Source organism: Rubritalea tangerina (genome assembly GCF_042683245.1).
GTDB lineage: Bacteria > Verrucomicrobiota > Verrucomicrobiia > Verrucomicrobiales > Akkermansiaceae > Rubritalea > Rubritalea tangerina.
The window spans coordinates 22,273-36,660 of record NZ_JBHUJB010000083.1; the positions used below are offsets into that span (position 1 = coordinate 22,273).

The following is a 14,388-nucleotide window of genomic DNA, read 5'->3' on the forward strand; positions in this document are numbered from 1 at the left end:
ACCACCCTCCGAGGCCTGCATCCCATGAAGCGCACACTCTCCATTCTGAGCGGCAGCATTGCCGCAGCTCTGTCACTCGCTGCACAAACAGAACCCAACCCCGGGCCAGGTGTCGGCAACCTCACCTACACAGACGCTGAACTCATGCAGGAAATCAGCCGCATCTCCCCATACGATGACGGCCCACTCAGTGGCACAAGCTACCCATACGGATACAATCTCGCACACATGGTCAACGGCTACCTCGCCACCGTCTTTGCCCAAGATGGCGGCGGTGTCCGTGGCGATATCCGCGGTGGCATCCAGTTCTACGATGTCTCAAACCCACGCGCACCACGCCACGTCAAAACCATCTGGGACCCCAGCAATACCACCTCCGCCATGCGCGAAATCCATGCGATCTGCGTCGCTGAAGTCGAAGATAAAAAACTCCTACTTCTCCCCAGCCATAAAGGGATTCAGATCTGGGATGTCACCGACATCAATGCCGTCTCTCGCGTCAGCCTCTACGAGTTTCTCGGAGGTGGTGACTACACCAACACCCCCTGGCAACTCCATTGGCAACACCCCTACGTCTACGTCGCCGCAGGAGGTAACGGCCTCCACATCATCGACGTCAGCGATATCGAAAACCCAACCCATGCCACCCGCCCCGATGCCGCTCCCAACCCCATCCCTAACGGACAACTCGGTGGCTTCAGCATCGGCCCCATCTGGGCCTGGGGCAACCGCCTCCTAGTCACCTCCATGGAAACCTCCTCAGGCTTCTCCACCCTCGATATCTCAGACCCACTCAATCCCAGCCTCCTCGATACCCTCAGCTCTATCCCAGAAAGATACTACGCCCCAGGATTCGATGGCAAAACCATCAGCTTTGCTACCCGGGCTTCTTCCGCACGCACCGCCATCTATTCCATCGATGACGAGGGCCAAATCCTCCTCGAAAGCCACGCCAATACCCCCGTCGTCGGTAGCCAACTCTACACCAGCTCCCAAGACGAGTTCGTCTACCTCGGCTGCCAAGCTGAAATCGTCAAACTCGATATCTCAGACCCCAAAAACCCCACCATTGCAGCGCGCGGCGGCCTCAACAATGTTTCAAACCCCGACTTCGGCCAAGCCGTCCCCTTCGGCAACGTCCTCTTCGTCGGCAACGACCACGGTACCGGTACCGGCTTCATCCCCTCCCAAAAAGATCCCGATACCCGCGCCCCCGAAGTCATCGCTACCAGCCCCGCCAACGGCCAAACCAATCTCGCCACCACCTCCCGCATCGGTATCGCATTCTCCGATAATATCGAACTCGAAAGCCTCAATACCTCCAATATCTCCGTCCAACCACTCGACGACCAAGGCCAACTCGCTACCGCCATCGATGGAACCTTCTCACTACAGTTCGGAATCGTAAACTTCACCCCAGCATCCCCACTCACTCTCGATACCACCTACCTCGTCACCCTACGCGCTGGCGGTGTCAATGACTGGGCTGGCAACGCCCTCGCCAATGACCTCATCTTCGCCTTCCGCACCGGCAACTCGTCTACCCCAACCAACCCAGAGGATACCCTCGGTCTCCAACATAGTTTCAACTTCAATGGTAACACCCTAGACTCCGTAGCTACCCTCAATGGCACCCTCACCAACGGAGCCACTCTCAATGCAGGTAAACTCAGCCTCGATGGCAATGATGACTACCTCGCCCTCCCCGACGCTCTCAGCGAACTCCAATCCACCTCCAGTCTCAGCTTCCACCTCACCACCACCAGCACCGGTGCTAACAATTCTTGGCAGTCACCAGGTGTCACCGGCGTGGAGGTCGTCGGATCAGGAAATGACATCTTCTGGGGCTGGCTCAATCCCTCAGGCCACCTCTGCATCAGCGTCGGTGACCAAAATCCACTCACCACTTCCTTCCCTATCAACGATGGCATCCTCCGCCACTTCACCCTCACCCGCGATGCCTCCACCGGTGACGTCCAAATCTTTATCAATGGCCAACTCAATGCCAGCGCCAATAAAACCAGCGGCGACATCGGCACCGCCTTCAGCAGTATCGGCCGTATCGAAGATACCGGCTCCACCCCAGAAAACCTCCAAGGCTCGCTCGATAATGTCCGCGTCTTCAACTACGTCCTCACTCCCACCCAAGTCCTCGATAACTTCTACCAAAGCCAAGCCAGTAGCCCCCTCCACCAATGGCTCCTCAGCGGAGACCTTAACGACTCGATCTCAGGCCTCCATGCCTCCGCCACTGGCACCCCCACCTACACCGCCAGCGCCCTTACCCTCAATGGCTCTACCGATCAGCTCCTGCTCGCAGACTCCCCAATCACCAATGATTGGACACTCTCGCTCTTTGTCACACCCCATACATACAACGCAAGCACCCAGAAGCTCTTCAGTGACACCTCAAATAGCCTCCTTCTCAACCACCCAGATAACCCACAAAAATTAGGGATCGAAACCTCCAACGGTACCCAATTCTGGAACTATACGTGCCCACCCAACCAATCCACCCACCTCGTTTTCTCCCGCCAAGGGAATACCACCCAACTCTACGCCAATGGCATCCACCAAGGTGCCCTCTCCGTCGGAATCGACCTCCCACGGGACACCATCGGGGCACGCGCCCATGCCACCCTCGACGATATCCAAATCTTCGACTCCCACTTTACCCAAAATGCCGTCCAACAACTGCGTGACCAACTCACCCTTCAATCCCCTCAGGTAGACTCCACCACCCTCGGATCACCCAGCCAATTCTCCACCCAAGCAAGCTCCGCAGTCGGTGAAGTCCTCTATACCTGGGACTTTGGAGATGGCACCCAAACCCAAGCCTCCACCTCCGCTTCCACCACCCATACCTACTCCTCTCCCGGCCACTACACCATCTCCGTCCACGCCACAGATGGCGTCCGAACCCTCACTTCCACCATCACCACCACCATCGCTCGACCCACCACAAGCACCCCACCTACCCGCTCTAACACCCTCACCTTCCATCCAGATAACCAACAAGTCTATTGCGTCAACATCGACAATAACTCCATCACCGCCATGCAGGGCACCTTCCCATTCATCAAACTCTGGGAAGCCCCCACCGGCAAACACCCGCGCTCTATCGCCGTCGATGCCTCAGGCCTACTCTGGGTCGCCAATAAAGAGGACGCCACCCTCACCGTCCACGATCCCTCCTCCGGCACCCTCCTCCACACCCACACCCTCCCCTACGCCAGCCGCCCACACAGCTTCCTCATTGCCCCAGATAAATCCTTCGGCTACCTCAGCCTCGAAGCCCTCGGCCAAGTCGCCAAAATCAACCTCAGCACCGGCGCCATCGTCGCCACCACCCCAGTAGGCCCCATGCCCCGTGGCCTCGCAATGACCCACGACAACACACGCCTCTTTGTCACCCGCTTCATCAGCCCCGATGCCGCAGCCCAAATCACCGAGCTCGACCCCTCCTCCATGACGCTCACCCGCCAGTTCCTCTTGCCTGCCGACTCCACCTCCATTGACGATTCCTTCCAAGCCCGTGGCGTACCAAACTACCTCCCCTCACTCACCGTCAGCCCAGATGGTACCCAAGTCTGGATCCCCAGTAAAAAAGACAATATCTTCGGCGGTACCCACCGCGATGGAACCCCGCTCGACTTCCAAACTTCAATCCGCCCCATCGCCAGTACCCTCGATATCAACACCAATACCCTCAATGGCTCCCAATCTATCGACTTCAATGACGTCGGTATGCCAAGTGACATCGAATTCTCCCAAGACGGTGGCTACGCATTCGTGACCCTCGAAGCCTCAAACCAAATCGAAATCCGCGACAGCTTCACTGGCAACCGCCGCGGCGGAGTCGATAACTCAGGCCTCGCACCTCGCTCGCTCATCAGCTCGCCAGACGGCTCCCACCTCTTCGTCCACCACTTCATGAGCCGTGATGTCAAAGTCTACGATATCTCCGAAATCCAATCAAAAGTCGGCTTCAATATGCCCGTCGTCGGTGTCGCTAAAACCGTCTCTAACGAAACCCTCACCCCCACCGTCCTCAAGGGCAAACAACTCTTCTACAATGCTGGCGACGCACGCATGGCCAAAGATGCCTACATCAGCTGCGCCGCTTGCCACGATGACGGCGGCCACGATGGACGTACCTGGGACTTCACCCAGCGCGGCGAAGGCCTGCGCAATACCACCACCCTCCGGGGTCGCTCAGGTACCGGCCACGGTCGCGTACACTGGACAGGTAACTTCGACGAAATCCAAGACTTTGAACATGACATCCGAAACAACTTCGGCGGCACCGGCTTCATCGACGACTCACTCTTCAATACCGGCACCCGAAACACCCCACTCGGCGATCCCAAAGCCGGCCTCGACCCCGATCTCGACGCCCTCGCCGCCTACGTCAACTCACTCACCAATATCCCTCCTAGCCCACACCGAAACCAAGATGGCAGCATGACCCATGATGCGATCAAGGGCAAAGAAGTCTTCACCTCCCTCCGCTGCTACACCTGCCACGACTCCGCCGCATTCACCGACTCACCAGACCTGAAACTCCATAATGTCGGTACCGCACTCCCCTCCAGTGGCCAACGACTCGGCGCCCCACTCACCGGCTTCGATACCCCCACACTCAAGGGCATTTGGAACACCGCCCCCTACCTCCACGATGGCTCAGCTGCCACCCTCGATGACCTCCTCACCACCCGTAACCCCTCCGACCAACACGGAGCCATCTCCACCCTCACCCCCACCCAACGCTCCCAACTCATCGCCTACCTCCAACAACTCGACGCTAGCTCAGAGCAAGCAAATGCCTACGACCGCTGGAAACACGACCAGTTCACTCTCGATCAAGTCCTCGCAGGCTCCGTCTCACACACCACCAGCGATAGCGATCAAGATGGACTCAATAACTTCACCGAGTACTTCTTTGGCTCTAACCCTAACAATGCCACCACTACCAACATCACCGCCATCACCCCACAAGCAGATGGCTCAGTCACCCTTACCTTCTCACTCAATATCGACGCCCTCACACTCGCCGACTACCAAGTCGAAACCAGCACCGACCTCCTCAGCTGGACCCCAACCACTCTCACCACCCTCAACCAACAAGACCATAACGGTACCCGCACACTCAGCCTCCAAGCGAAAGCCCCAAACTCAAATACCCCACACACCTTCTACCGCCTCACGATCATTCCTAAAAATCAATGATCACCCCCACCCACCACATTTCTTTCTCTCCTTTCCCTCAAAAATTGCGTAATAGTCAGTGTGATATCCACATTGGATAGTGCACCGCAATGACTCCGGAACAAATCGAATACCTCCAACTCGTTACCAACCACCAGGCTCTCCTGTTCGGGTACATCCGTAGCATTGCCCCTAAAGTCTCCCACGATGACGTCCTCCAAGAGACCAATATCGTCCTCTGGGATAAAATGAATACCTTCGAACTCGGTACCAATTTTAAAGCCTTCGCTTGCCGCATCGCCTACCTCAAAACCATGGAGGCCCTCAATGCCCATAAACGCAAAAATTGGCTCGTCTTCGATAGTGATATCCTCGATGGCATCTCGGACTACTATACCTCCGATGACGATGAGTCCCAAAGCCGCATCCAGTCCGCCCTGCGCACTTGCCTCACGAAACTCAAAGAACGCGACCGAGACCTCATCTACAAACGCTACACCCTCGGCAATACCGTCCGCGCCATCGCCGCAGAAATGGGTAAAAAAGAAGGCGCCCTCCAACAAGCCTTCTTCCGCTGCCACAAAGCCCTGCGCAGCTGTATGGAAAAATCACTCAACGCATCGACATGAACGAAGAAACTATCGCACTCATCGGCCAAGCCATGGACGGAACGATCAGCGAGCAAGACTTTGCCCGCCTTCAGGAAATCTTGCGTACCGACCCAAAGGCCCTCGCCCACTACTGCCAACAATCAGAAATCCACGGCCGCCTCACCTGGGAACTCAATGGCTCGGAGATTGACCATTCTCTCATCCAGCCAAAACCGAAAACCTGGCTGCGCCCCGTCCTCATCCCCACTGCCGCCGCCATCACCGTGGGGATCTTTACCTACGCTCTCACACGCCCACCTCAGGACCAAGACGCAGATCAATCAAACTCCATCGCTGATGCCTTCCCTGCCGAAGAAATGAACATCGCCCGCGTCACCAACAGCCTCGACGCTGTCTGGTCCAGTGGCGATACCCCCATCGGCACCTGGCTCAAACCCGGCGTCATGACCCTCGAGGCCGGCAAAGCTGAAATCACCTTCGATTCCGGTGCCCGCGTCCTCCTCGAAGGGCCCGCCAGCATCGAAAACCTCACCCCCCACCACGCCAAACTTCTCAACGGCAAAGGCGTCGTGCATATTCCCAATAGCGCCAACGGTTTCGCCCTCGAAACCCCATCAAATACCTTCTACGACCCCGATTGCGCCTTCGCACTCGCAGTCGATAAAGACACCACTGAAGTCCACGTGCTCGAAGGTACCCTCGATACCAATCTCAAAAATAACCTCGCAGCCACCACCACCCTCTCAAAAGACCAATCACTGCGCTTCAATTCAAAAGAAAACCTCCCCGTCCAGTCACTCACCCTCGACGCCACCAACATCAAAGACGAACTCCCCCAACTCACCGAAGGCAAAGCCGCTGAGTTCGTCCATTGGTCCTTCGATAGCGTCGATAATGAAACCTTCCCAGAAACTGGTACCCACCCATACAATCGCTTTGCCGCCGTCGTAGCCCACGACAAATCTGCCGGCAAAGGTGGCTATGGCATCCACTCCATCAATGGTAAGTTTGGCCGTGCCATCCGCCTCTACGGCGACGGATCCTACCTCACCACCCAATTCCCAGGTATCTCAGGAACCAAAGAACGTACCGTCGCATGCTGGGTCCGTATCCCCAGAAATAACAAAAATAAACACGCCTATTCCATCCTCTCCTGGGGCACCCCCAATAAAAAATCAGGGGAAAAATGGCAAATCGCCTGGAACACCGCCAATGACGGCGGAATCCGCGGTGCCCTGCGTACCGAATTCGGCCGAGGCTCAGTCAGCGGCACCAAAGTCATCTGTGACGCTACCTGGCACCATATCGTCTCCGTCTTCCGCCCCAATGACTCAAATAACGTCGCCTCCCAAGTCCTCCATTACGTCGATGGAAAACTCGATACCACTTCCTGGGCCCGTAACGCCAAAATTAATACCGATATCAGCGATAAAAACGCCCACCTCGCCTACATCGGTAAACGCCTCGAGTCCGGCGACCAATTCTCCACATTCTCCGGCAGTATCGATGAACTCTACATCTTCCCCGCCGCACTCACACCGCGCCAAATCACGCGCCTCTACAAAAAAAATGAACCCCCAAGCAACTTGATTGCCCCGCTCGCGGCACGCTAATCCTCCCCCACACGTATTTTCTGCGTAACAAAGCGTCCATGCTCAACATTCTTAAGAATAGAAGCATGAACGTCACCACCACCCTCATCACTCTCGCCACGCTCGCACTCCCCAGTATCGCTGGGGAAAAAACCCTCGTCGATTACGCACCGCATGGCCCCACCAAAAAAGAAGGTGACTTCGGCAGTCTCACTGGTACCCAATCCAGCTGGACCCCCACAGCTGAATGCGAGACCATCCAGCTGAAACCCCAACTCCCCCAAGGCCTCGGCTCCGAAGTCAATGCCACACTCGGCCGCCAAATCGTCGCCAATGGCGGAAAATGCATCAGCTTCGCCCAGTCCACCAACCATCGCTTCAAAAAAGAAGACCAGTTCTTCGGACACTTCTCATGGATCGCTGCCAGCCGCTGGCACGCCCAAGAAAACGAGATTCTCTGCCACCTCTTCGTCACCGAGGACAATACCCTCACCGGTAAGCGCATCCCCCTCCATACCTGGCAGTCACAACCCGACCAAGGACGAGCAAAATGGCAAACCGACCCCCTTGCCGATACCTCACTCATCCACCAACCCAACGCCCTCGGTAAACTCGTCTTCATCGAGTTCACCAGCACCGCCGGTGTCGGCCAGTTCGCTCGACTCGATAACGTCTTCCTCGCTGTCAAAAATCCCCGCATCGGCAGCCTAAAAGCTCAAAAATCTCCCCCCGTGACCCCAAAAATCGCCAAACCCACCCCCAAGCCATCCATCAAGCCCACCCCCACAAGTCGCCCAGAGGCCCTCGTCGGCCTGGGCTCCATCACCATCTACCTGCGGAACAAATAAGCCGTAATACATTCACCCCTTCACCCATTAGTTGATGCCATGAAATACCCTGCACTTCTCTCTCTCCTCCTTGGCACTACCTGCCCATCCTGGGCAGCTCTGAGCATCCAAGAAATTGCTTCCATCCCGGCCAACCCAGCCATCAACAACACTGGCGCAAGTGATGGCTCCACTGCCGTCGCCACCGACCCCACTAAAGGCTCCAAAGGACAAAGCTTTGACTTCACCACGAATGCCCAACTTACTGGAATCATCCTCCAAATGGGCAGCCCCGGCACCATCGCCTCACTCGACCTCGCCATCTACGCCGCAGACACAAATGGCCTCCCCACCGGCGCCGCTATCTACTCCGACTCCGGCACCCTCCCCACCTCAGGACTCAGCTCCGGCGACTATATCCAGATCGACTTCGCCACTACCCAAAACCTCAATGCCGGTAAGTACGCCATCGTCCTCAGCACAACCGACTCGAATACCAACTTCAAACTCAATAAACAAAACGGCTACACCGCCGGAACCCTCATCAAAAAGAACAATTCATCAGGCAACGCATGGGAAGCACTTACCAATGGCAATGACCTCCACTTTGCTCTCCTCGGTTCTATCGACGGCATCGTAGACCCACCACCACCAACCCGACCCACCGCCTCATCAGGCCCCAATGTCATCCATATCCTCGTCGATGACTGGGGCTGGACCGATAGCTCAGTCGCTGCCGCTTCCGAAGGAAATATCTCAGACTTCTACGAAACCCCAAATATCCAACGCCTCGCCGACATGGGAGTCAGCTTCACTTGGTGCTACGCCCAACCCAATTGCGCCCCCACCCGTGCCGCCTTCATGACCGGCCAATACTCAGCTCGCTCAGGCAATGGCGTCTATAACGTCTCTAGCCTCAGCCGCTCAGGCGGTAGCCGCACCACCTACCTCACCGCCGCTAAACAAGGCCTCGACGACGATTCCTCCGTCGATGACTTCATCAATGGCGATGAAAATACCATCACCCTCGCCGAAGCCATGTACAATGCCGGCTACGTCACCGCACATATCGGCAAATACCACGTCGGCTCCAGCAATGCCTCAGACGCTACATTCCCACTCAACCAAGGACTCGACTACAACTACGGCGGCGGCCATAAAGGAAACCCCGATAACTACTTCGCTCAGGGCTCACCACGTACCTTCCACGCCAATGTCGGCGCCGAACTCGATGCCTACGCCGACGACTACACCCAGTCCTACGTCGATACCTACATCAAACCCTACGAAAATGGGAATGACTCAGACACCCTCGTCGGAACCCAAAAACATATCACCGATGCCACCGCAGACGCCTTCGAAGACTTCGTCGCCACCTACCCAACCGGTGATCTCTCAGGCTATCCCTTCTACGTCCAGTACCACTTCTACGCCACCCACGGCCCACTCCAAGGACGCCCAGACCTCGTCGCTAAATACAATGCCAAGGCGTCCCTCACCCCTCCATCACATGATACAAAATCTAGCTTCGCAGCCCTCACCGAAAGTATGGACCAAGCCGTCGGACGCATTATCGACTTCTTAGATGACCCTAACAGAGATGGGGACAATGCCGACTCCATCGCCTCTAACACAGTCATCTTCTTCACCGCAGATAACGGTGGCAGTAACCCAGAAACCTCAAACTACCCACTTCGCGGCGCCAAAGGTATGCACTTCGAAGGCGGTATCCGCGTCCCACTCATCGTCGCGCAACCCGGTAACATCCCCGCAGCTAAGGTTTCTAACTCCCTCGTCCATACCGTGGACTTCTACCCCACCATCCTCGACTTCGCAGGAGCTACCTACCCAGATGCCTCCACCCACCCGCTCGATGGTGAATCACTCTATAACCACCTCCTCGACCCCGATAACGTCTCGCGTGATCGCAGCCCCATCTTCTACCACTTCCCCGGATACATGGACTCACGCGCCTTCGCCAGCTCCGCTGTCATCAAACAAATCAACGGCAAACGCTACAAACTCATCTACGGCTACGATCCCTACTACGACCCCACTGACCAATACGACCAATTCCAACTCTATAACCTCAGCGACGACCTCTCAGAAACCGTCAACCTCATGGATTATGTCGATGTCGAAAATGCAGATGACTCCGAAGACCCATCTAGCAGCAGAGAATATTGGGACTATATCCTCCATAAAGACATCGCCAATGAATTGACCTACGACCTCAATGCCTGGCTCGTAGGCGCCGATAAAGGCCCCACCTGGAACCCGCTCTACGCAACCTATAAAGATAATTTCCCAGGCCTCGACCCCGAACTCGTGGGTCAAGAAACCGGCCCGTCCCCAAGATCTGTCACTGATGTCCCAATCCCAAACACTGGCGGCTTTACCGTCGCCACCCAGTCCGTCGATACCTCCGGGAACCTCACCCTCAACTTTGCCTCACACAGCGGCTTTACCTACCAAGTCCAAGTTTCTGACTCACTCGATTCTGACTCGTGGCAAAACCTCGGATCCCCAGTTCTAGCAGACTCTAACTCCACTCAGATCAACCTCCTAGATGCCGCCGCAGAAACCGCTTCTAAACGCTTCTACCGCGTGATGCTTGTCCAATAATCCTCAACAATCCAGTACCCTTATGGTACAAACCATCAGCCACACACTGATGCCACTGTCATTTCCAATCCCCCCCCACTCAATACACACACACCATGAACCGAATAGCAAAGTCCTTACTCGCACTCGTCACCCTCTCCGCCACCGCTCTCGGTGCCGATAAACCTAACATTCTCTACATCAATATCGATGACCTCGGTTGGGCCGATGTCTCGATCAATGGCTCGACCTTCTACGAAACCCCCAATATCGATCGCATCGCCAAAGAAGGAATGATCTTTAGTAATGGCTACGCCTCCGCTGCAAACTGCGCCCCATCCAGAGCCTCCGCCATCTCCGGACAAAATACCCCACGCCACGGAGTCTACACAGTCATGAATTCCGACCGCGGAAAATCAAAAGACCGAAAAATTATCCCAACCAAAAATACCCAACACCTCAAACAAGATAACCTGACCTTCGGCCACGCCCTCAAAGCCGCTGGCTACACCACTGCCACCATGGGGAAATGGCACGTCACTAAAGACCCACTCAAAAATGGCTTCGATATCAACGTCGGTGGCACCGCCGCTGGTGGTCCCTACAATGGTGGATACCATTCCCCATTCAAATACCCAAACCTCGAGGTCAAAGAAAAGGGCACCTACCTTACCGATATCCTCACCACCAAAGCGATCGACTTTATCGCCAAACACAAAGACCAACCCTTCTGCCTCTACCTCCCCTACTTTACCGTCCATACCCCACTCCAAGCCAAACCAGAACTCGTAGAGAAATATAAAAAGAAAGGCGGTAACGACGCCCAAAATAACCCCGTCTATGCCGCCATGATCGAATCGCTCGATCAAAATGTCGGCCGCGTCCTCGACGCTCTCGACGCCAACGGTATCGCCGAAAATACCCTCATCGTCTTCACCTCAGATAACGGCGGTGTCAATGTCACCAGCCTCCAACGCCCCCTCCGCGGTGGCAAAGGCATGTACTACGAAGGCGGTATCCGCGAACCCTTCTTCATCCGCTGGCCAGCCAAAATTAAAGCCGGATCCATCTGCCACACCCCCGTCACAAATCTCGATTTCTACCCTACCTTCTGTGACGCCGCCGGTACCGCCCCCCCAAAAGGTAAAATTCTCGATGGCCTTAGCCTCATGCCCCTCTTCGAAAATAAACCACTCGCCGATCGCGCCCTCTACTGGCACTTCCCCATCTACCTCCAAGCATACGGGAAACCAGGTGCCCTCGGCATGAAAGATGCCCAAGACATCCTCTTCCGTACCCGCCCAGGATCCGCTATCCGATACGGTGACTGGAAACTCATCGAGTACTTCGAAAATGGTGACTTCGAACTCTATAACCTCAAAGACGATAAATCTGAGTCCAAAAACCTCGCCAAATCACACCCAGAAAAAGTCCAAGAACTCCACACTAAACTCAAAAAGTGGCGGAAACAAATCAATGCCCCCGTGCCTAACCAACCGAACCCCGCCTACCAACCCCAGAGCTAACTAACACCGCTCTCGTCCTCCCCCCCAAACATTTCCCCCCATACACCCTCTCATCAGCATAGGGCATCATTGACAGGATTCTAGCAGCCGTTAGAATGCCACTGGATGGATCCCTTGCTCAGAGAACTAATGGATGATGCGCGCGCCCTCTGGCCCACCATCGCCTCAATCCTGCACGTCCTCGGTGCCTGTGCCGTCACGGTCCACGCCATCCTCCGTAAGAAGGAAAAAAAGTCTGCCATCGCATGGATCGGTCTCTCCTGGCTCTCCCCCATCATCGGCTCGATCGCCTACCTCGTGCTCGGTATCAACCGCATCGAACGGAAAGCCGTCTCGCTGGGCCTACTCAACGTCTGGGACCATGACCCCTCCCAGGAACTCACCAGTGAAGACCAACGCCTCATCCATCACGCCAAACTCGAACACCAAAACTTCCTCGGCCTCGTCGAACTCGGCTCCCAACTCACCCGAAAGCCCCTCCTCCTCGGTAACGCCATCACTCCTCTCATCAATGGAGATGCCGCCTACCCAGAGATGCTCGCAGCCATTGACTCCGCCCAAGTCTCCATCACCCTCAATAGCTACATCTTCGATAGCGACCGCGCTGGTGACCAGTTCCTCACCGCCCTCACCAATGCCCAACAACGTGGCATCAAAGTCCGCGTCATGATCGATGGCGTCGGCTCCCGATACTCCAAACCCAGCATGGTCGGTAGACTCAAAAAAGCGGGCATCAATGTAGCCGAATTCCTACCCTCACGCGCCCCCTGGAGCATGGCATTTGCCAACCTGCGCAATCATAGAAAAATCCTCGTCGTCGATGGCACAATCGGCTTCACCGGAGGCACCAATATCCGCGAAGGCCATTGCCTCAACCTCCAACCAGATTTCCCCGTCGCCTGCCTCCACTTCAAAGTCCAAGGACCCGTCGTCGCTGAACTCCAAGAAGCATTCGCCATCGACTGGGCATTCACAACCCAAGAAACCCTCGTCGGCCCCACCTGGTTCCCAGATCTCGAACGCCATGGAAAAGTCGTCGCCCGCGGCGTCCCCGATGGCCCAGATGAAGACCTCAACAAAATTAACGAAATCATCCTCGGCGCCCTCTCTATCGCACGCGAACATGTCCGCATCGTCACCCCCTATTTCCTCCCCGCCGACTCCATCCTCGACGCCCTCGCCGTCACTGCCATGCGCGGCGTCACCGTCGAAATCCTCCTCCCATCCAAAAATAATATCGCCATCATGAACTGGGCCATGGTCCCACAACTCCAACACCTCATCAAAAAAGGCATCCACATCTATTCCTCCCCCGCTCCCTTCGACCACACCAAACTCTTCGTCGTCGACCACCTCTGGTCACTCATCGGTTCCACTAATTGGGACGCCCGTAGCATGCGACTCAATTTCGAATACAACCTCGAATGCTATGACGCAACCCTCGCCCGACAACTCGATACCATCATCGATCAAAAACTCGCCAACGCCACACGCATCACCCTAGACCAAATCCAGCACCGACCCCTCCCCATCAAACTCCGCGACGGCGCCGCACAACTCTTCGCCCCCTACCTCTGACACCAAACTCGTCCCTACCCTCATTTTCCTATTATGAAGCCATGCCTCATTCTCTTCCTACTCTCCCAAGCGCTCCTCGCCGAAAACACCCATTTCGGAAAAACTTATGACACCTACCTCGGTAAAGAACCAACACCACATATAAAAAAATGTGTGGCTCTGAAACTTAAACAAGTCTCTATCGATTCTAAAGATGTCGCACATGCACTCATGCAACTCACTGAAACCATGAGAACACAATACCAATCCAACCATGGATTGAGCTTCGTCATGCCGGGTAACCATCCACAATACCATACCCCCATCAAACTCCATCTAACCAATACCTCCCTCATGGCGGCTGTCGATGCCATCTGTAAAAAGGCAAAGATCCAATGGAACTTTTCCTCAGGAAAACTCACAATCACACCACCATCATCCCCGACTAAATAACCTTAGATCA

Annotated in this window: 8 protein-coding genes; all 8 read left to right on the forward strand. The window is 55.6% G+C overall.

Going from position 1 to position 14,388, the window contains the following annotated elements; all coding sequences use genetic code 11:
* Positions 1–24 precede the first annotated feature (24 nt).
* The 8 genes from ACFSW8_RS16465 to ACFSW8_RS16500 all read left to right on the forward strand — a co-directional run bounded on the left by ACFSW8_RS16465 (position 25) and on the right by ACFSW8_RS16500 (position 14,378).
* Complete coding sequence (locus tag ACFSW8_RS16465) at positions 25–5,229, forward strand: LamG-like jellyroll fold domain-containing protein (RefSeq protein WP_377088018.1); 5,205 nt, start codon at positions 25–27, stop codon at positions 5,227–5,229.
* 89 nt (positions 5,230–5,318) lie between these two features.
* Positions 5,319–5,837, forward strand: a complete 519-nt coding sequence (locus ACFSW8_RS16470) for a sigma-70 family RNA polymerase sigma factor (protein WP_377088016.1) — start codon at positions 5,319–5,321, stop codon at positions 5,835–5,837.
* Positions 5,834–7,432 carry a LamG-like jellyroll fold domain-containing protein gene (locus tag ACFSW8_RS16475; RefSeq protein WP_377088015.1) on the forward strand — a complete coding sequence of 533 codons (1,599 nt, stop codon included), beginning with the start codon at positions 5,834–5,836 and terminating at the stop codon, positions 7,430–7,432. The genes ACFSW8_RS16470 and ACFSW8_RS16475 overlap by 4 nt, the downstream gene beginning before the upstream one ends.
* A gap of 38 nt (positions 7,433–7,470) precedes the next feature.
* Positions 7,471–8,259 carry a hypothetical protein gene (locus ACFSW8_RS16480; protein ID WP_377088012.1) on the forward strand — a complete coding sequence of 263 codons (789 nt, stop codon included), beginning with the start codon at positions 7,471–7,473 and terminating at the stop codon, positions 8,257–8,259.
* 39 nt (positions 8,260–8,298) lie between these two features.
* A complete protein-coding gene (locus ACFSW8_RS16485) occupies positions 8,299–10,863 on the forward strand; it encodes a sulfatase-like hydrolase/transferase (RefSeq protein ID WP_377088011.1) in 2,565 nt (854 codons plus the stop codon).
* Between the two features lie 95 nt (positions 10,864–10,958).
* Positions 10,959–12,368, forward strand: a complete 1,410-nt coding sequence (locus tag ACFSW8_RS16490; protein WP_377088007.1) for a sulfatase — start codon at positions 10,959–10,961, stop codon at positions 12,366–12,368.
* 129 nt (positions 12,369–12,497) lie between these two features.
* Entirely contained in the window at positions 12,498–13,946 is a 1,449-nt protein-coding gene (gene cls / locus ACFSW8_RS16495) for a cardiolipin synthase (RefSeq protein WP_377178790.1), read from the forward strand.
* Between the two features lie 33 nt (positions 13,947–13,979).
* Positions 13,980–14,378, forward strand: coding sequence for a hypothetical protein (locus tag ACFSW8_RS16500; RefSeq protein WP_377088003.1), 399 nt, complete (start codon positions 13,980–13,982; stop codon positions 14,376–14,378).
* The last annotated feature ends 10 nt before the right edge of the window (positions 14,379–14,388 follow it).

Coding starts and splice junctions, on each gene's coding strand:
- ACFSW8_RS16465 (WP_377088018.1), top strand. CDS start 25: ATGAAGCGCACACTCTCCATTCTGAGCGGCAGCATTGCCGCAGCTCTG.
- ACFSW8_RS16470 (WP_377088016.1), top strand. CDS start 5,319: ATGACTCCGGAACAAATCGAATACCTCCAACTCGTTACCAACCACCAG.
- ACFSW8_RS16475 (WP_377088015.1), top strand. CDS start 5,834: ATGAACGAAGAAACTATCGCACTCATCGGCCAAGCCATGGACGGAACG.
- ACFSW8_RS16480 (WP_377088012.1), top strand. CDS start 7,471: ATGCTCAACATTCTTAAGAATAGAAGCATGAACGTCACCACCACCCTC.
- ACFSW8_RS16485 (WP_377088011.1), top strand. CDS start 8,299: ATGAAATACCCTGCACTTCTCTCTCTCCTCCTTGGCACTACCTGCCCA.
- ACFSW8_RS16490 (WP_377088007.1), top strand. CDS start 10,959: ATGAACCGAATAGCAAAGTCCTTACTCGCACTCGTCACCCTCTCCGCC.
- cls (WP_377178790.1), top strand. CDS start 12,498: ATGGATGATGCGCGCGCCCTCTGGCCCACCATCGCCTCAATCCTGCAC.
- ACFSW8_RS16500 (WP_377088003.1), top strand. CDS start 13,980: ATGAAGCCATGCCTCATTCTCTTCCTACTCTCCCAAGCGCTCCTCGCC.